This is a genomic window from Sphingomonas sp. S2-65 (assembly GCF_021513175.1).
In the GTDB taxonomy this organism is placed as follows: Bacteria; Pseudomonadota; Alphaproteobacteria; order Sphingomonadales; family Sphingomonadaceae; genus Sphingomonas.
In genome coordinates, this window is record NZ_CP090953.1 from 3555201 (window position 1) to 3572446 (window position 17246).

17 protein-coding genes are annotated in these 17246 nt (G+C 65.5%); 6 read left to right on the forward strand and 11 right to left on the reverse strand.

Annotation, left to right across the window (positions count from 1 at the left end; translation table 11 throughout):
• Positions 1 to 2: 2 nt before the first annotated feature.
• From LZ586_RS16740 to LZ586_RS16750, 3 genes are all read right to left on the reverse strand, one after another.
• The gene (locus tag LZ586_RS16740; protein WP_235077450.1) at positions 3 to 440 is read right to left on the reverse strand and encodes an HAD hydrolase-like protein; all 438 of its coding nucleotides are present in this window, start codon (positions 438 to 440) and stop codon (positions 3 to 5) included.
• Positions 433 to 1449, reverse strand: a complete 1017-nt coding sequence (locus LZ586_RS16745) for a cation diffusion facilitator family transporter (protein WP_235077451.1) — start codon at positions 1447 to 1449, stop codon at positions 433 to 435. The genes LZ586_RS16740 and LZ586_RS16745 overlap by 8 nt, the downstream gene beginning before the upstream one ends.
• Positions 1450 to 1551: 102 nt before the next feature.
• Positions 1552 to 2064 carry an EF-hand domain-containing protein gene (locus LZ586_RS16750; RefSeq protein WP_235077452.1) on the reverse strand — a complete coding sequence of 171 codons (513 nt, stop codon included), beginning with the start codon at positions 2062 to 2064 and terminating at the stop codon, positions 1552 to 1554.
• Positions 2065 to 2525: 461 nt separating this feature from the next.
• On the opposite strand from LZ586_RS16750, the gene LZ586_RS16755 reads away from it, so the two are divergent.
• From LZ586_RS16755 to LZ586_RS16770, 4 genes are all read left to right on the forward strand, one after another.
• Positions 2526 to 3239 (forward strand): DUF3667 domain-containing protein, encoded by a 714-nt coding sequence (locus LZ586_RS16755; RefSeq protein WP_235077453.1) that lies wholly within the window; start codon positions 2526 to 2528, stop codon positions 3237 to 3239.
• The gene (locus LZ586_RS16760) at positions 3221 to 4903 is read left to right on the forward strand and encodes a TPM domain-containing protein (RefSeq protein ID WP_235077454.1); all 1683 of its coding nucleotides are present in this window, start codon (positions 3221 to 3223) and stop codon (positions 4901 to 4903) included. The genes LZ586_RS16755 and LZ586_RS16760 overlap by 19 nt, the downstream gene beginning before the upstream one ends.
• Before the next feature lie 406 nt (positions 4904 to 5309).
• Positions 5310 to 5492, forward strand: a complete 183-nt coding sequence (locus LZ586_RS16765) for a hypothetical protein (RefSeq protein ID WP_235077455.1) — start codon at positions 5310 to 5312, stop codon at positions 5490 to 5492.
• Positions 5493 to 6245, forward strand: a complete 753-nt coding sequence (locus LZ586_RS16770) for a hypothetical protein (protein ID WP_235077456.1) — start codon at positions 5493 to 5495, stop codon at positions 6243 to 6245. It abuts the gene before it with no gap.
• Between the two features lie 7 nt (positions 6246 to 6252).
• Here the strand turns inward: LZ586_RS16770 and queA are convergent, their stop codons facing one another.
• The 5 genes from queA to LZ586_RS16795 form a co-directional block, all read right to left on the reverse strand.
• Positions 6253 to 7278 (reverse strand): tRNA preQ1(34) S-adenosylmethionine ribosyltransferase-isomerase QueA, encoded by a 1026-nt coding sequence (queA, locus tag LZ586_RS16775; RefSeq protein WP_235077457.1) that lies wholly within the window; start codon positions 7276 to 7278, stop codon positions 6253 to 6255.
• Between the two features lie 30 nt (positions 7279 to 7308).
• Complete coding sequence (locus LZ586_RS16780) at positions 7309 to 8001, reverse strand: peptidylprolyl isomerase (RefSeq protein ID WP_319938012.1); 693 nt, start codon at positions 7999 to 8001, stop codon at positions 7309 to 7311.
• An 81-nt stretch (positions 8002 to 8082) separates the two neighbouring features.
• Positions 8083 to 8589 (reverse strand): pantetheine-phosphate adenylyltransferase, encoded by a 507-nt coding sequence (gene coaD, locus LZ586_RS16785; protein ID WP_235077458.1) that lies wholly within the window; start codon positions 8587 to 8589, stop codon positions 8083 to 8085.
• A 3-nt stretch (positions 8590 to 8592) separates the two neighbouring features.
• Positions 8593 to 9498, reverse strand: a complete 906-nt coding sequence (locus LZ586_RS16790; RefSeq protein WP_235077459.1) for a polyprenyl synthetase family protein — start codon at positions 9496 to 9498, stop codon at positions 8593 to 8595.
• 1 nt (position 9499) lies between these two features.
• Positions 9500 to 9745 carry an exodeoxyribonuclease VII small subunit gene (locus tag LZ586_RS16795; RefSeq protein WP_235077460.1) on the reverse strand — a complete coding sequence of 82 codons (246 nt, stop codon included), beginning with the start codon at positions 9743 to 9745 and terminating at the stop codon, positions 9500 to 9502.
• 83 nt (positions 9746 to 9828) lie between these two features.
• On the opposite strand from LZ586_RS16795, the gene LZ586_RS16800 reads away from it, so the two are divergent.
• The gene (locus LZ586_RS16800; RefSeq protein ID WP_235077461.1) at positions 9829 to 11226 is read left to right on the forward strand and encodes an NAD-dependent succinate-semialdehyde dehydrogenase; all 1398 of its coding nucleotides are present in this window, start codon (positions 9829 to 9831) and stop codon (positions 11224 to 11226) included.
• 135 nt (positions 11227 to 11361) lie between these two features.
• Here LZ586_RS16800 and LZ586_RS16805 read toward each other — a convergent pair whose 3' ends face one another.
• Together LZ586_RS16805 and LZ586_RS16810 are read right to left on the reverse strand one after the other, a co-directional pair.
• Complete coding sequence (locus LZ586_RS16805) at positions 11362 to 13038, reverse strand: long-chain-fatty-acid--CoA ligase (RefSeq protein ID WP_235079836.1); 1677 nt, start codon at positions 13036 to 13038, stop codon at positions 11362 to 11364.
• A gap of 33 nt (positions 13039 to 13071) precedes the next feature.
• Entirely contained in the window at positions 13072 to 13278 is a 207-nt protein-coding gene (locus tag LZ586_RS16810; RefSeq protein WP_235077462.1) for a hypothetical protein, read from the reverse strand.
• 232 nt (positions 13279 to 13510) lie between these two features.
• Here LZ586_RS16810 and LZ586_RS16815 point away from each other — a divergent pair, with 232 nt between their 5' ends.
• Entirely contained in the window at positions 13511 to 14725 is a 1215-nt protein-coding gene (locus LZ586_RS16815; RefSeq protein WP_235077463.1) for a DUF418 domain-containing protein, read from the forward strand.
• Positions 14726 to 14918: 193 nt separating this feature from the next.
• On the opposite strand, the gene clpA is transcribed toward LZ586_RS16815, so the two are convergent.
• Positions 14919 to 17243: an ATP-dependent Clp protease ATP-binding subunit ClpA gene (clpA, locus tag LZ586_RS16820; RefSeq protein WP_235077464.1), complete on the reverse strand. Its 2325-nt coding sequence runs from the start codon at positions 17241 to 17243 to the stop codon at positions 14919 to 14921.
• Positions 17244 to 17246: the final 3 nt, after the last annotated feature.

Here is a 17246-nt window from a genome sequence, read left to right on the forward strand (position 1 = left end):
GCTCAGAGGTTCGCTCCGACGTAGCCAAGAATGTCGCGCGGCGTCCGGAACAGCGTGTCGGGCTGGTGCGCGAGCAATACCGCCTCGCTGGCATAGCCCCACAGCACCGCGCCTGTGCGCATCCCCACTTCACGCGCCGCATCAATGTCGCGGGTCTCGTCACCGATCGCCAGCGCCTCCGCCGGAGCGATGCCGAGTTTCTTCAGGGTGTGCCGCGCAATGAGGGGTAGCTTCCACCGGGCGATGCCCAGATAGGCGATCACCTCGCGAGAGCTTTTGTGGCGCAGCATCGCCACTTCGGCGTCACACACGCGGCGGAAGTTGAAGCGTCGGGCCAATTCGTCCGCTACCGACAGGAACCAGTCGCCGCTGTCGGACAGCGTGCCGTCAAAATCGAAGATCACCAGCCGCAGCGCCCGCCCCCCTGCGCCCTCAGACATTGGCGGGCCCGTGCAGCCGGCACTCGGCGCCTTCGCCCAGCTCGATCTGCACCGTGGTATGATCGATGCGGAAATCGTCCGCGAGGCGATGTGCCAACTTCGCCAGGAAGTCGTCCCCGGGGTGCCCCCCGGGCATCACCAGATGCGCGGTGAGCGCCGCCTCGGTCGTGCTCATCGGCCAGATATGGAGGTCATGCACCCGCGCCACCCCCGGCAGCCCGGCCAGCGCCGCGCGCACCGCATCGGGATCGATCCCTGCCGGCACCGCGTCGAGCGCCATGGTGAGCGATTCCTTCAAAAGCCCCCAGGTGCTCCACAGGATCACCGCCACCACCACCAGGCTGATCGCCGGGTCGATCCACTCCGCGCCCGTCCACAGGATCAGCCCGCCGCCGATCACCACCCCGGCCGACACCGCCGCATCGGCGACCATGTGGAGATAGGCGCCGCGAATGTTGAGGTCGCCCTTGCGCCCGCGCGCGAACAGCATCGCCGTGGCGACGTTGACCAGGATGCCGACCCCGGCCACCGCCATCACCACCCCGCCCGAGACGCTGGGCGGCGCGGCGAAGCGGCCCACCGCCTCCCAGGCGATGCCACCCACCGCGAACAGCAGCAGCACCGCATTGCCCAGCGCCGCCAGGATCGAGCTGCCGCGATAGCCATAAGTGAAGCGCTTCGACGCCGGCCGCGTCGCCAGCTTGGCCCCGCCCCAGGCGAGCAGCAGCCCGAGCACGTCGGAGAGATTGTGGCCCGCGTCGGCGAGCAGCGCGACCGAATCGGTCAGCAGCCCGGCCGTCCCCTCGACCGCGACAAAGGCGAGGTTGAGCGCCGTGCCGATCGCAAAGGCGCGGCCATAATCCACGGGGCCATGCGAATGGCCGTGGCCATGCCCGTGGCTATGACCGTGACCGTGCTTATGGCTGTGGCCCTGCGGAGCGCCTGGCTCATGGCTTTGGCCCTGCGCATGGCTGTGCCCGTGCGAATGGTGCGGCGCGGCATTACTCATGCCCGAGATGTAGCGACAAACCGCGGCGGAACGCTATCCCCGCAACCGCGCACGACCGGGGCAAGCTGTGGAAGAAGGCGCGCGCACGTCCGGCGCGGCGGCTCAGTTGCCGCGGCGATCCTTTCCGCCCCGGCCGCGGCCATCGCCGTCTCGGACCCGGTTGGTGCGCACGGTCAGCAGCTCCGAACGGAGAATCGTGCCGTCCTTGTCGGCGTCGAACTGCGCCCAGTAGCGGACGAAGCGCGCGAGCAACTCGTCGAGCGTGATGCTGTTGCTGCCATCCAGGTCGACCTCGAACGGGCTGGGCAGCGCGTTGCGATTGCCGAGCCATCGTTCGGCCCAGTCGCCGTACTTGATGGTGCTCATCGTCGCGCCGCCGGGGGCGAGCGCAGCGAAGGACTGGCGCACGCCCGCGTCGAACTCCGCCCGGGTGACCCGCCCGTCGCGATCGGCATCGAACGCGGCGATCATCATCGCGACCGGCTCCGCGACGATGGTCGCATTGCTGCCCGCCTGCCGCGCGCATTCCGCGGTGGCGGCGGCGCAGGGCGGGGCGGGGCGATCCTGGACTGGCGCGGAGGTGGCGAGAGCGGCGACGAGGAGGAGTAGGGACATGGGTGGCTTTCGACTGCTTCGGGCGGCGCGTTGCGATGGCCGAATGAATGGGGCTGAGCCTAGCACGGGTGCGAACTGCGCGCATCCTTCCAGTCAGTTCCGCTTTGCGCCCAATTGCAGTCGTCCAGCAGCACCGCCGAAAGCGGCCATCGTTTTGTTAGGGGAACCTAGATGAAAACGGCGGCTAGCTAATGGGACCAAGACGCCTCTATCCACTTGTAATGGACACGCAGATGATCATGCACCAGTTCCAATTGGCAAGATGCGGAACGGTCGCATTCTTAACTTGTTTTATGTCTCGGCGTTGTGTCGCCATTTGACGAACGGATGATTGCCTGATGCTGGTATGAAGCCAACAGCGAACGATATGCGATTTGCCTGCCGTGAGCGATAGGGAGGGGGACGGCCAAATCGCGAATGCATGGTTCGATGCCGCACGCTGCCGTAATTGCGACGTCGAAATGCATTCGCCGCATTGTGGCCAGTGCGGGCAGAAGATAGCGCGTCGCCTGAGCTTCCACGACATGGGTAAGGAAAGCTGGGATCGATTGCGCTTCTTTGAGGTGAAATCAGCCCGCACGCTCCGCCACCTTCTGTTCGCGCCTGGCGGGGTTGCACGCGAGTATGTGCGGGGTAAGCGGACCGCGCACATGAACCCTTTGGCGCTGCTGCTTGCACTCGTCGCCTTTCTCGTTCTGATGCTTGCGGCGAACCAATACTTTCAGCATTTCGGCTTTGCCGGGCGCAACAGCGATGTCGATCGTATGTCTCAGCGCGTCATGGCTTTCGCCAACTGGAGCTTTTCGCTCGGAATCTTCGCAATCTTCCTTGGCAGCTGGATCACATTCCGCCGCCGTTTAGGCTACAATGCTGTCGAACATGCGGTGCTCGCGATTTACTGCCAGTGCATCACGCTAGCGCTGATCCTTGCCAATCTTCTGCCCACCCTGATCTGGCGCGACCCTGCTTTCATTGTGGCGCACAAGGCGGCTTCGCAATATTACATGACGGTGCTCAAGCTCCTGGTTGTGGGCTTGGCCTATCAACAGTTCTTCCTGCTCGAATTTCGACGGGATTGGCTTCGGCTTCTCCTCGCCTGCGGCATCTATGCGGCGGCAAGCTGGCTACTGCTGCGCGCCTATGCCGCCGCCATCCTTTGGCTCGTGACTCGATAATCAGGAGAGGAAACCTCATGCGCGCTCGATCACTCGTGCTCACATCCACAATCGCTGCACCGCTCACGCTTCTCGGCTGCGGCGGGGGAGGGACGCCTTCCGGCGATGCGCTGACAGGTGCGCAGAAGGTTGAGGCCATCGCCTCGACCCTTCAGTCCTGCTCCTACGATGGACGCCCAATGACCGTCGAACCGGCCGCGCTGAACGGAGACGCGCCTAACGAGTGCGCCGTCGCGGTGCAGCGCATCATGAGCTTCACCGGCCTACCCTCAAATTTCGTCGTGGTGTCCGGGCCCGTCGATAACGCCGCGGCCGTAATCTTGCTCGACGACAAGCGGGTGCCGCGCCGCGTAATTGCCTTCAATCCCGAGTTCATGGCCAAGGCGCGGGCGTTGGTTGGCGGCAGCCCCTGGGGTCCAGTAAGCGTGATGGCGCACGAGATCGCGCACCACCTCTCAGGCCACACCATCGTTCCTGGTGGCAGCCGGCCGAACATCGAGCTCGAGGCGGACAAGTTCAGCGGCTTCGTGCTGCAGAAGATGGGAGCGCCGCTCGATGCGGCGACGCAGATGATCCTGAAGGTCGGCAGCGATCACGCCAGCGCGACTCACCCCGCAAAGGGCCAGCGCGCGGACGCGATCAAACAGGGCTGGATGGAATCCTGCCAGCAGACCCGCGGCAGCAATTGCGCCGGCGGCGCAGGACAATTGGCCGCGCCCGTTTCGGCATCAGCGCAGATGCCCCAGCCGTCATCCAGTGCTGCTATCGTCAGCCCTGCTCCGGCCACCGGCCCCCTGATTGGCCGTAAGCTGCCGGTTTCCGGTTCGATCCCTTTCAAATACGGACGCTTCGTAGCTGATGAAACCGGGCGGCTCGATCCAGCCCGCGTCCACGCGATGGACCAGCAGCTCTATGCGCTCGCCAAGGATGCCGGCGTAGAGTTCACCATCCTGATCGTCGACGATCTACGTGGCATGTCGGCCCAGGATTTCGCCTGGGCGATGATGCGCCAGCTGCGCGTCGGCAAGCTAGACGTCGGCAATGGTGCGGTGGCGGTCGTCGCGCCCCGGCAGCGCCAAGCGGCCGTCGCCTTTGGGCCTGGCCTTGCCAAGGAAGCCGAATTCTCGAAGCCCGATCGGCAGTTGCTTGATTGGATCGGCAGCGCATGGCGGTATTGCGAGGACGCTGACGGATGCGCCGGATGGACCGATACCCTATTTAATATTTTCCGCCCGACCTTGTCGAATGCATCCAAGACGAAATGGACGATCGAGTATCAGACGCTGGGTCAACTGATGGCGCGCTACCAAGCGCGCAACGAAGAACGCCAGCGAACCAAGCGCCCGTTCGATCCGATCACTGATCAGCCGCTGGGCAATCTCGTCCGCGTCACCGGCCGCATCACCAGCCTCGATCCGCCACATGGCCCCGGCCAAGCTAATCCCAAGCTCCTTGGTGGGTCGCTTGGCTACTCGGCAGTCAGCATGACGACGGACGACGGATATCCTCTGATCCTGTATGTTACGCCGCAACTTCCGGGCCTGATGCCGGCCGGGCCGATCAAGGCAGATGCTCGTTACACCGTCGTCGGCCGGCTGCAGCGCACCGGCGATAAGGCCAAGCAGGCGGGCGCGATGTGGCTGTTCAGTTATGACGAGCTGTAGGAAAAAACTTCCCGAAGCGTGCGGCTATGCCCGCGATTTGAGTCGCATTGATGGCGTGGGTCCTTGGCGCTTCAGCCGTGAACAGCACAGATACCCTGGCGCGGACGTCCCTTGTAGCCCTTGCTGAGTAGCCAAAGACTTCGGTGAAGTCAGTTCCCCCCCCCCGGCAGCGATCTCCCTCCAGACGTGTCGGATAGGTATGGCAGGGGGGACGCGCCGCTCAGACGACGCCACGGTGAATTTGAGGTGGTTAATCGGTGAATGTGCACAGTTGGATCGTTCCGGATTTTACAGCTAGCTGAACGAAGGTCTTCTTACCGTGCCTGAGTACCCGAAAGCTGCCCGTCAGCTTACTGCCCAGTTGCCGCCGCCCGCCAATCCGCCTATCTAAACCCCGGAGGTTCGCATGCGCGTCAACACTGCCAAGTCGATCGAGACGGCGAATGCCGTCCACGCCCGTTTCGGTAGCTGGAAGGCTGCCAAGGATGCGGCGAGCTTCGAGGATGGCAAGTTCGTCGTGCGCAGCGCTGCCAATGGCCAGCACGGAACTAGCAAGCCGGGGCAAGAGGCCGGTTCCAAGAAGGGCTGAATGAGCTTCAGCTACACGCTCTTCCTGGCGCTGCTGTTGCTGGCGCCGGGATTGGGATTGTGGGCGGGGCTTCGCGCCGGCGAACGATCCGAGCTGATCTCTCAGGCGCCGGAGAAAGCAGGCTCGACCTTCAGCCTGCTGGTGATCGTCTTTGGCGCGCTGGTCGGGCACATCCTGTTGTCCGGATTGTTCGCGGTGCAGGCGGGGGCTTGCGGCTGGAGTGGCCGCTGCTTGCGCGTCGGCTTCGACCCCAATGTATATCGCGTGATCCTGACCAACGGCCGATCCGCCGGCGTGCCGAGCGACGGCGCTTTCCTGTGCTGGTTCGTATCTCTGCTGCTCCCGGCGGTGATCGTCGGCGCGGTCGCCTATCGGGCGAGCGGTTGGCGGTGGGTGCGGGATCTGCGCGAGACGGCGAGCTTTGGCTGGTTGAAGCGCTGGGTCGATCAGGCGCGGCCGGCGAACCGCTTCATCATCGCCTATGTCGTGACCACGCTGGAGCATGACGGCGCCAACGTGGCGTATGAAGGCATTGCCGAGAACATCGCACTGGACGACAATCGCGCGATCAAGATGCTGGTGCTGAGCAGCTGTGACCGCTTCCTGGTGCGGGTGCGCGCGGACACGGTGGAGCGCATCAATGCCGAGCATGCGCCCATTCCGCTGATCCAGCTGGAGGCAAGCAACTTCGTCAACGTGGCGCTGGAAGTGTTCGAGGACGTCGATACCGCGGTGGATGCCGACGACGCCTGAGGGGCGCTTAGGGTAGCAGCAGCGACGCATCCCCATAGCTGTAGAACCGGTACTCGTTCGCGATCGCGTGGGCGTAGGCCGCCTGCATCCGCTCCAGCCCCATCAGCGCCGATACCAGCATGAACAGGGTCGAGCGCGGCAGGTGGAAGTTGGTCATCAGGCCGTCGATGCCGCGGAAGCGGTAGCCGGGCGTGATGAAGATCGCGGTGTCGCCTTCGAAGGGGCGGATGATGTCGTCTTCGCCTGCTGCGCTCTCGATCAGGCGCAGGCTGGTGGTGCCCACTGCGATCACGCGGCCGCCGGCGGCGCGGACGGCGTTGAGGCGGTCGGCGGTGGCAGGATCGATACGGCCCCATTCGGCGTGCATCCTGTGCTGCGCGGTGTCCTGCGCCTTGACCGGCAGGAAGGTGCCGGCGCCGACATGGAGGGTCAGCGTGGCGTGGCCGATGCCGGCCCCGTCGAGGCGGGCGAGCAGATCGGGGGTGAAGTGCAGCGCGGCGGTGGGGGCGGCGACGGCGCCGGGCTCGCTGGCGAACATCGTCTGGTAATCGTCCGCGTCGCGTTCGTCGGGGGCGCGCTTGGAGGCGATATAGGGCGGCAGCGGCATTTCGCCGCAGCGCTCGAGCAGCAGCTCGACGGGCTCGTCGCCGGCGAAGCTGAGGCGGAAGCTGCCGTCTTCGGCGCGGTCGCTGGCGGTGGCGGTAACGCCTTGGCCGAAATCGATGCTGTCGCCGTCTCTGAGCCGCTTGGCGTTGCGGATGAAGGCGCGCCAGTCGCGCGGGCCCTCGCGCTTGTGGAGGGTGGCGCCGATCCGCGCCTCGCCACGCAGGCCGTGGAGCTGGGCGGGGATGACGCGGGTGTCGTTGAACACCAGCAGGTCGCCGGGGGCGAGGAGCGCGGGGAGGTCGCGGACGTGGCGGTCCTCGCGCGTGTCGCCGCGCTGGACGAGCAGGCGGGCGGCGTCGCGCGGCTCGGCCGGGCGCAGCGCGATGCGCTCGGCCGGCAGATCGAAGTCGAACAGGTCTACGTTCACGGGGTCAGCTTCGCTTGCGCGCGCCTGCGCTTATTGGGGCAGGGTGGCCTTTTGCTCGCCTGCCGGGAGCGCCGCGGGGGCGTTGACCGGGGCGGGCTGATAGGCCGGCGGATTGTCCGAGGCGATATAGGCGTGGAGGATGCGGGTGGGGCGCGCCGGGGGCTCGCCACGCTCGATCCTGTCGACCCACTGCATGCCCTCGGTCACGCGGCCGAACACGGTGTAGTCGCGGTCGAAGCCCAGGCGCGGGCCGAACATGATGAAGAACTGGGAGTTGGCGCTGTTCTTGTCCTGCGCGCGGGCGGCCGAGACGGCGCCGCGGACATGGGGGAGGTTGCTGAACTCGGCGGGGACGTTGGGCAGGTCGGATCCGCCGCGGCCGGTGCCGGTGGGGTCGCCGCCCTGCGCCATGTTCTCGCCGCCGTCGATCACGCGGTGGAAGACGGTGTTGTCGTAGAAATGCTTGCGGGTGAGCGCCTTGACCTGCTCGACCATCTTGGGCGCGGCGTCGGGACGCAGGCGGATGGTGACGCGGCCGCCGGTGGAAAGGTCGAGCACCCAGGTGTTCTCGGGATCGGCGGCGACGCTGACGGGGACGTGCGTCGCCTCGTCGGCCTGGACGCCCTTGAGCGGCTCGGGCTTGGGCGGCGGACCCTTTTGGGCGGCGGCGGGCAGGGCGAAGAACATGGCGGCCAAGGCAGCCGAAGTGGCAACGAAACGCATCAACATCCCCCACGCGTATGGAATCGGTCGGTTCTAGACCATCAGATAGTGGCGAACAAAGGGCGATTGCGCGGGCGGCGCTCAGCTGCCCTTGCGGCCGAGCTTGTCGACTCGCTCGACGACTTCGGCCTGGACCGCGGGCGAGACGAACTTGCGGATGTCGCCGCCGTAGAGGGCGATCTCCTTGACCAGCCGGCTGGCGATCGGCTGGAGCGAGACGTCGGCCATGAGGAAGACGGTCTCGACCCGATCGTTGAGCTGCTGGTTCATGCCGGCCATCTGGTATTCGTATTCGAAGTCGGCGACGGCGCGCAGGCCGCGGACGATCATGCTGGCGCCGGCGCGCTCGGCGAAGTCCATGAGCAGCGAGTCGAAGCTGACAACCTGGATGTCGCCCTCGATCGCCGAGACTTCGCGCTTCACCATCGCCAGGCGCTCTTCGATCGAGAACATCGGCGACTTGGAGGGGTTGGTGGTGACGCCGATGACGAGGCGGTCGACCAGCTTGGCGCCGCGGCGGATGATGTCCATGTGGCCGCGGGTGATCGGATCGAAGGTGCCGGGATAGACGCCGGTGCGGGTGGTCATGGCTCAGCGGTCCCGTTCGAGCGTGTAGCGGGCGATGTCGCGCAGCAGGTCGGCCTCGGGCCCGTAGCTCTTGAGATGTTCGACGGCCTGGTTGACGAGCATGCGCGCCTGTTCGCGGGCGCGGTCGAGGCCGAGCAGGGTGAGGAAGGTCTCCTTGCCCGCATCGCCGTCCTTGCGGAGCTTCTTGCCGGCAAGGGCCTCGTCGCCCTCCGCGTCGAGGATGTCGTCGGCGATCTGGAAGGCAAGGCCCATGTCGCGGGCATAGCCGCGCAGCCCGGTGCGCGCGTCGGAGGGGATGCGGCCGAGGATCGCGCCGCATTCCACCGAACAGCTGATCAGCGCGCCGGTCTTCATCGCCTGGAGCCGCGTCACGGTGGGAAGATCGAAGCTCGCTTTCTCGGCCTCCAGGTCCATCATCTGCCCGCCGGCCATGCCCGAAGGGCCTGCGGCGTGGGCGAGGGTCTGGAGCAACTCGACGCGGACAAAGGGGTCGGGGTGCGTCGCCTCATGCGCGAGCAATTCGAAGGCGAGCGCGTGGAGGCAGTCGCCCGCAAGGATCGCAGTCGCTTCGTCGAACGCCTTGTGCACCGTGGGCTTGCCACGGCGTAGATCGTCGTCGTCCATCGCCGGCAAATCGTCATGCACGAGCGAATAGACGTGGATGCACTCGATCGCGGTGCCGACCCGCGCCATGCAGGTCCGGTCGACGCCGAACAGCTGGGCGGTGGCGAAGACGAGCAGCGGGCGCAGCCGCTTGCCGCCGCCGATCGCGGCATGGCGCATCGCTTCGTAAAGGCCGCGGCGCGGGTCCTCGGGAACGGAGAGCAGCGCGTCGAACTGACGGTCGACCTCGGCTGCGACGTTTCGCAGCGCCGATTCAAGCGCGAGGCTGGCGTGCGGAAGCGCCATGTCAGCCAGCGTTGAACGCAGTGGTGCCGGTCGGCCGGCCTTCGGCATCGGTGCGGATCGCCTCGATGCGTGCCTGCGCGGCGTCGAGCCGGGCGGCGCATTGCCGGCGCAGCTGGTCGCCGCGTTCGTACAAGTCGATCGCCTCCTGGAGCTGCGCCTCGCCGCTTTCCAGCCGCGCCACGATCCGCTCGAGTTCCTTCAACGCGTCCTCGAACGAGAGGGCGGTAACGTCCGCTTCTTCTGCCATGCGCACGCTATGGGGCAGGGGCGTTTGCCTTGCAACCGGGCTCATCGGCCACGAGTTCAAGCGGCGACAGCAAAGGAAACATCATGTTCACCAGCATCAATCCCGCGACCGGCGCGCAAGGCGAGACGTTCCAGGAACTGGAGCCCGCCGACCTGGAACTCGCGCTCGAGCGTGCCCAGAGCGCCTATCGGTCGTGGCGCACCTCTTCGCTGGAGCAGCGTACCCAGCTGCTGTCGGCGATCGCCGACGCGTGGGAGGCAGACAAGCAGCATCTGGCCGAAGTCGCAGTGCGCGAGATGGGCAAGACGCTGAAGTCCGCCGTGGCAGAAGTCGAGAAGTGCATCGCCGGCTTCCGCCATTATGCCGAGCATGGGCCGCGCTATCTGGAGCCGGTGGAGGTGGAGACCGCGACCGGGCACGCAGTGGCGCGCTGGCTGCCGATGGGCCCGGTGCTGGCGATCATGCCGTGGAACTTCCCCTATTGGCAGGCGGTGCGTTTCATCGCCCCTACGATCATGGCCGGCAATGTCGCATTGCTGAAGCATGCTTCGAGCGTGCAGGGCTGCGGGCAGTTGATGCAGCAGCTGGTCAGCGCCGCGGGCGCCCCGGACGGGCTGTTCCAGAACCTGCCGATCAAGTCGGACAAGGTGTCGGACCTGATCGCCGACAAGCGGGTGGTGGCGGTGACGCTGACCGGCAGCGAAGGCGCGGGCGCCAAGGTGGCGCAGGCGGCGGGCAAGGCGTTGAAGAAGGTAGTGCTCGAGCTGGGCGGCTCCGATCCGCTGATCGTGATGCCCTCGGCAGATCTCGACCAGGCGGCGAAGACGGCCGTGACTGCGCGCGTGCAGAATGCCGGGCAGAGCTGCATCTGCGCCAAGCGCATGATCGTGCACCAGGATGTGTATGACGCGTTCCTGGAGCGCTTCGCGGCCGGCATGCAGGCAGTGAAGATCGGTGACCCCATGGAAGACGGCATCGAAATGGGGCCGCTTTCGAGCGTCGAGCAGCGCGACACGGTGCTGGAGCAAGTCGAGCGCGCCAAGGCGTCCGGCGCGACTCTGCTGGTCGGGGCGGAGAAGATCGAGCGCGACGGCGCATGGATGACGCCGGGGGTGCTGATCGACATCGATCCCGAGAGCGACGTGGCCAAGGAAGAGATCTTCGGTCCGGTAGCCGCGGTCTATAAGGCGCGCGACATCGACCACGCGATCGAACTGGCGAACGACGTGCCCTACGGGCTTGGATCGGCGGTGTGGACGCAGGAGGCGGACGAGATCGAGCGGTTCGCGCGGGACATCGAGTCCGGCATGACAGCGGTGAATTCGCTGCTGGCGTCGACGCCCGAGGCGCCGTTCGGGGGCGTGAAGCTGTCCGGCCATGGGCGCGAACTCGGGCCATGGGGCCTGCACGAGTTCATGAACCTGAAGGCGGTGATGTTCGCCGCGGAAGGCGGGCGCACCGGGCCGAAAGCGGGGGATTGAGGCCGGGGTGACCTCGTTGTATCTCGTCCGTCACCCCGGCCTTGAGCCGGGGTCCCGCTTCTTCTGGCCGGCATGAGAAGAAGCGGGATCCCGGCTCAAGGCCGGGATGACTGGGGAATTGAGCCGGGCAGAAGCTCAGCGCCCCATAACCTCCGCGAACAAATCCTTGCGGCTGAGCTTGCCGATCATCGTCTTGGGCAGGCTGTCGCGCACTACCACCTGCGACACACGCTCATGCTTGCCGAGATGGGCGTTGAGCCAGAGGCAGAGCTCGGGGCCGCTGACGGTGCTGTCCTCGTTGAGGGTGACGTAGGCGTGGGGCAGCTCGCCATGATATGGGTCGGGCAAGCCGAGCACCAGGCACTCCTTCACCGCCGGATTGCGGTAGAGCACCGCTTCGATCTGGCTTGGGAACACCTTGAAACCGCCCACCGCGATCATGTCCTTCAGCCGGTCGACGATACGGATATACCCGTCCTCGTCGATCAGCCCGACATCGCCGGTGCGCAGCCAATGGTCGTCGACGAACACGCTGGCATCGGCATCGGGGCGGTTCCAATAGCCCTTCATGATCTGCGGGCCCGAAACGACGATCTCGCCAGGCTCACCCTCGGGCGGAGGCCGGGTCGGATCTTCCTTGTCGACCAGGCGAACGCGGGTACCAGCGATTGGCTGGCCGATCGTGCCGGGCTTGTTCAGCTCGATATACGGATTGGCGGACACCACCCCCGAGCTTTCCGACAGGCCGTAACCCTCGATGATGCGAGCGCCGGTGATCTCCTCGAAATTCTCCTTGAGCTGCTGCGGCAGCGGTGCTCCGCCCGAGATGCAGAATTTGAGCGAGCTGAAGTCACTCGGCTTCATACCCGGAGCGTCGAGCAGCGCCTGATACATGGTCGGAACGCCGGGCAGCGAGCGCGGCTTGGTGCGGCGGAGCTCGGCCAGCGCCTGCTTGGCGTTGAAGCGCGGCAGCATCACGATCTCGCCGCCGGTCACCACCGTGCGGTTGAGCACGCAGGTGTTGGCGAAGACGTGGAAGAAGGGAAGGACGCCGAGGATGCGATCGGTGGTCCGGCCCATTTCCGGATCGAGCCGGGCGACCTGACGGGCATTGGCCGAAAGGTTCTGGTGCGTGAGCACCGCGCCCTTGGGCGTGCCGGTGGTGCCGCCGGTATATTGGATCAGCGCGACATCGTGCTCGGGATCGAGCACCGGCATCTCGCAGCTGCCTTCGTTGGCGATCAGCCTGGAGAAGGCGAGGACCCGCGGATCGGCGGGGCGGGGCGTGACTTCCTTGCCCTTGAACAGGCGGTAGAGCAGCGACTTGGTGGCGGGGAGGCCCCCGGCGACCGATCCCACCACAAGGCGCTCGAGGCCGCTCTTTTCCAGTACCTTGAGTGCGCTCGGCAGCAACGCAGTGGCGGAGATGGTAAAGAGTAATTTGGTGCCGGAGTCGGCGACCTGCTCGGCAAGCTCGTCGACGGTGTAGAGCGGCGAGAAGTTCACCACCGTGCCGCCGAGCTTCAGGATGCCGTAGTAAGCGGCGACGTAATGGGGCACGTTGGGGAGGAAGAGGCCGATCCGGTCACCCGGGCCATAGCCCAGTTTCCGGAGGCCGCAGGCGACGCGGTCGACCGCGCTCGACACCTTCCCATAGGTGTATCTGCGACCCATGAAGTCGAGCAACGGTGCCTGGGGATGATCCCTGGCGCTTTGCTCGAACAACTCGATCATGGAGACCGGGGGGAATGGATCGTCCCACACTCCCGGATGACGATAGGCGGTGCGCCAGGCTTCCTCTGCGTTTATCATTGACACCAGTGTAAGCAGCCGAGCGAAAACCGGTCAATGGGTCAGCTGCTTGCTCCAGGTAAGCAGAAAGGAAAATCCGACCACACCGAGATCGACGACCGCCTGCATACGCTGTGGCGTCAGGTCCCCTTGATGATGCGTCAGGATCGCGATGTTGGCGCGGTGGTCCGGGGCCGCGAGCGCGATCAGCGCTACGCAGCCAAGTCCCGTGAGCATCAGCGTACGGATACGCTTCGTCATTCCACTTCTCCCCGGAGCGATGATACCCCTGCACGACGTGCATCGCAACGGGCGGAAGCAGAGTGCAGGCGGCGATCTGCGCGCGAGGACGTCGATCGCGGAAAACGTCGCCTCCGCCATGCACGCGCAGCACTTTCGCGCCTCCCCAAGGGAGAGTGCCGGCGGCGAGGCATAATGTCCGGTTTTTTTCGCCTGAAAACGACGCTAGGGGGCGGGGACGAAAGGATAATTTATGGTCGAAACGCTGCCCGCGCACGGCAAGCGGAACGAGCGGATCGCCGCAGTGGACATCGTTCGTGGCTTTGCGTTGATGGCGCTGTTCCTCGTCCACATGATGGAAAGCTATGAGCTTTATTGGTCGAACCCGCAGCCGGGGGTCGCGGATACGGTGTTCCTGCTGTTCATGGGCAAGAGCTTCTCGCTGCTGGCGCTGTGCTTCGGGTTCAGCTTCTTCATCCTGATGGATCGTGCGGCGCAACGCGGGGAAGACTTTTCGCTGCGTTTCGCCTGGCGGCTGCTGATCCTGGGCGCCATCGGCGTCGTCCACGGAGTCATCTATCGCGGCGACATCATCCAGGTGCTGGCGGTGATCGGCATGCTGCTGCTGGCGATCCACCGGGTCCGCGACAATCGCCTGTTGGCGGCGATCGCGGGCTTCCTGCTGCTGGCGCCAAGCCTGTGGTTCCAGCTTATCGCGGCCGCGCTGGGGGCCGATTGGGCCAATCAGCCATCGCGCTCGTCGCACGACCCGGCCATGGCGACGTATCTGGGCGGGACGTTCACCCAGACGCTGCACGCCAATTTGTGGCAGGGCCAGATGCCCAAATGGTGGTTCATGTTCGAATATGGCCGGATCGTGCAGATCCTGGGCCTGTTCGTGCTGGGCATGCTGCTGGGGCGAGTCGGCTTTTTCGAGCGGCTTGACCGCTTCACGCGGGCGCGGCGGGTGGCGCTCGGGTGCTGCGTGGGCTTGATGGCGGCATCGCATTTCTGGCGCGGATGGGTGTTCAACGGGTTCGCCGGGCTCGGCTATGGCGACGGCGCCAACCGGATGTTCGACGCGATCCTCGCCAGTTGGTTCGAACTTGCCGGCACCTTTACTTGGGGGCTGGTCATCCTGGAGCTGTGCCGCACGCCGGCGATCCGCCTGCTGGACAAGCTTGCGCCGGTCGGGCGTGCGACGCTGACGCTCTACATCCTGCAGTCGGTGATCTTCGTGCCGCTGTTCTACAATTTCGGATTGGGGCTGTGGGACGACTGGAGCCAGGAAACGCGGCTGAGCGTCGCGCTGGGTGCCATCGGGTTGCAGCTCTGGGGCGCGCGGCTGTGGTTCGTGCACTTCCATTATGGGCCGATCGAATGGGTGTGGCGCGCGCTGACCTATTGGCGTCGCGACGTGCCGTTCCGGCGGGAGCCGGCGCGTGCGGGTGGGCTTTGCGCGGCGTGAGGTCGCGGATCGTTGGACTTAGGAGTGGTATCTTTTCTTCGTCACCCCGACCTTGAGCGGGGCCCCGCTGCTAAACCGTCGGAAGAAGCGGGATCCCGGCTCAAGGCCGGGACGACGGATGTGGCGAGTTGTTTGTGCCCGGTAAACAAAAAGGGCCGGGACTTGCGTCCCGGCCCTCCTGGGGTTCGTACCGTTATTCGGCCTCGACCGGTTCGGTCTTCTTGCCGCCGCCCTTTTTTGGCTTCTTGGGCGCGGCCGGCGTGGTTTCGAAGGCGAGCACGCCGTCCTTCATCTTCACATGCACCTCGCCGCCATGGACGAGCTTGCCGAACAGCAGCTCCTCGGCGAGCGGCTGCTTGATCTTCTCCTGGATCAGGCGGCCCATCGGGCGCGCGCCGTAGAGCTTGTCGTAGCCGCGCGCCGTGAGCCAAGTCTTGGACTCGTCGTCGAGCTGGATGTGGACACCGCGATCAGCCAGCTGGAGCTCGAGCTGGAGGATGAACTTGTCCACCACGCGGGCGACCACTTCGGGCGGCAGGTAGCCGAACGGCACGATGGCATCGAGGCGGTTGCGGAATTCCGGCGTGAAGAGCTTCTTCACCGCCTCTTCCTGAACATCCTCGCGGCTGCCCATGTCGCCGAAGCCGAGCGACTCCTTGGCCATGTCCGACGCGCCGGCATTGGTGGTCATGATCAGGATGGTGTTCCTGAAATCGACGGTCTTGCCGTGGTGATCGGTGAGCTTGCCGTTGTCCATCACCTGAAGAAGGATGTTGAACAGGTCGGGATGCGCCTTCTCGATCTCGTCGAGCAGGAGCACCGAGTGCGGGTTCTGGTCGACCGCGTCGGTGAGCAGGCCGCCCTGGTCATAGCCGACATAGCCTGGAGGCGCACCGATCAGGCGGCTCACCGAATGGCGTTCCATATATTCGGACATGTCGAAGCGCTGGAGCGGGATGCCGAGCAGCTCGGCGAGTTGCTTCGCGACTTCGGTCTTGCCGACGCCGGTGGGGCCAGAGAACAGGTAATTGCCGATCGGCTTGTCGGGATCGCGCAGGCCCGCCCGGCTGAGCTTGATCGCCGAGGAGAGCACGCCGATCGCGGCATCCTGGCCGAACACGACGCGCTTCAGATCGCCTTCGATATTGGCGAGCACGCGGGTGTCGTCAGTCGACACAGTCTTGGCGGGGATGCGCGCCATCGTGGCGATGACCTGTTCGATCTCCTTGGGGGTGATCGTCTTTTTGCGCTTGTTCGGCGGCACCAGCATCTGCATCGCGCCGACTTCGTCGATCACGTCGATCGCCTTGTCCGGCAGCTTGCGGTCGTTGATGTAGCGCGCGGACAGCTCCACTGCCGACTTGATGGCGTCGGGTGTGTATTTGACGTGGTGGTGCCCCTCAAACGCAGTCCGCAGCCCAGTGATGATCTTGATCGTGTCCTCGACCGAGGGCTCGTTCACGTCGATCTTCTGGAAGCGGCGGAGCAGCGCCCGATCCTTCTCGAAGTGGTTGCGGAACTCCTTGTAGGTCGTCGAGCCGATGCAGCGGATCGTGCCGCCCGACAGCGCCGGCTTAAGCAGGTTCGACGCGTCCATCGCGCCGCCGCTGGTCGCGCCGGCGCCGATCACGGTGTGGATCTCGTCGATGAAGAGCACCGCGTGCGGAAGCTTCTCGAGTTCGTTGACGACCTGCTTGAGGCGCTCCTCAAAATCGCCGCGATAGCGGGTGCCGGCAAGCAGCGCGCCCATGTCGAGCGAGTAGATCACTGCCTCACGCAGCACCTCGGGCACCTGACCCTCGACGATCTTGCGCGCCAAGCCTTCGGCGATCGCGGTCTTGCCGACGCCGGGATCGCCCACATAAAGCGGGTTGTTCTTGGAACGGCGGCACAGGATCTGCACGGTACGGTCGACTTCAGCCGAGCGGCCGATCAGCGGGTCGACCTTGCCGTTCTTGGCCTTTTCGTTGAGGTCGACGGTGAACTGCTTGAGCGCGCTTTCGCTCTTTCCGCCCTTTGGATCGGCCTTGGCCTTCTCTTCCTCGGCGCCCTTGGGCGTGGAGGCTTCGGCGGGCGTCGAGCCCTTGCCGACGCCGTGGCTGATGAAGCTGACGGCGTCGAGGCGGCTCATGTCCTGCTGCTGCAGGAAATAGACGGCATAGCTCTCGCGCTCGCTGAACAGCGCGACCAGCACGTTGGCGCCGGTCACTTCGTCGCGGCCCGAGGACTGGACGTGAAGGATCGCGCGCTGAACGACTCGCTGGAAGCCGCTGGTGGGTGAGGGGTCGGTGGCGGTGTCGACCTTGAGCGCTTCGAGCTCAGTGTCGAGATAATGCGCGACCGTGTTCTTGATCTCGCCGAGGTCAACGCCGCAAGCGCTCATCACCTTGGACGCGTGCTCGTCATCGACGAGCGCGAGCAGCAGATGCTCGAGCGTGGCATATTCGTGGCGACGGGAGGACGCGGCCTCCAACGCCTTGTGCAGGGTCGATTCCAGGGCGGAGGCGAAACTAGGCATTCA

Bases quoted from the DNA above. Each gene is read 5' to 3' on its own strand.
- LZ586_RS16740 (WP_235077450.1), bottom strand. From the start codon at position 440: ATGTCTGAGGGCGCAGGGGGGCGGGCGCTGCGGCTGGTGATCTTCGAT.
- LZ586_RS16745 (WP_235077451.1), bottom strand. From the start codon at position 1,449: ATGAGTAATGCCGCGCCGCACCATTCGCACGGGCACAGCCATGCGCAG.
- LZ586_RS16750 (WP_235077452.1), bottom strand. From the start codon at position 2,064: ATGTCCCTACTCCTCCTCGTCGCCGCTCTCGCCACCTCCGCGCCAGTC.
- LZ586_RS16755 (WP_235077453.1), top strand. From the start codon at position 2,526: ATGCATTCGCCGCATTGTGGCCAGTGCGGGCAGAAGATAGCGCGTCGC.
- LZ586_RS16765 (WP_235077455.1), top strand. From the start codon at position 5,310: ATGCGCGTCAACACTGCCAAGTCGATCGAGACGGCGAATGCCGTCCAC.
- LZ586_RS16770 (WP_235077456.1), top strand. From the start codon at position 5,493: ATGAGCTTCAGCTACACGCTCTTCCTGGCGCTGCTGTTGCTGGCGCCG.
- LZ586_RS16780 (WP_319938012.1), bottom strand. From the start codon at position 8,001: ATGCGTTTCGTTGCCACTTCGGCTGCCTTGGCCGCCATGTTCTTCGCC.
- coaD (WP_235077458.1), bottom strand. From the start codon at position 8,589: ATGACCACCCGCACCGGCGTCTATCCCGGCACCTTCGATCCGATCACC.
- LZ586_RS16790 (WP_235077459.1), bottom strand. From the start codon at position 9,498: ATGGCGCTTCCGCACGCCAGCCTCGCGCTTGAATCGGCGCTGCGAAAC.
- LZ586_RS16795 (WP_235077460.1), bottom strand. From the start codon at position 9,745: ATGGCAGAAGAAGCGGACGTTACCGCCCTCTCGTTCGAGGACGCGTTG.
- LZ586_RS16800 (WP_235077461.1), top strand. From the start codon at position 9,829: ATGTTCACCAGCATCAATCCCGCGACCGGCGCGCAAGGCGAGACGTTC.
- LZ586_RS16805 (WP_235079836.1), bottom strand. From the start codon at position 13,038: ATGATAAACGCAGAGGAAGCCTGGCGCACCGCCTATCGTCATCCGGGA.
- LZ586_RS16810 (WP_235077462.1), bottom strand. From the start codon at position 13,278: ATGACGAAGCGTATCCGTACGCTGATGCTCACGGGACTTGGCTGCGTA.
- LZ586_RS16815 (WP_235077463.1), top strand. From the start codon at position 13,511: ATGGTCGAAACGCTGCCCGCGCACGGCAAGCGGAACGAGCGGATCGCC.
- clpA (WP_235077464.1), bottom strand. From the start codon at position 17,243: ATGCCTAGTTTCGCCTCCGCCCTGGAATCGACCCTGCACAAGGCGTTG.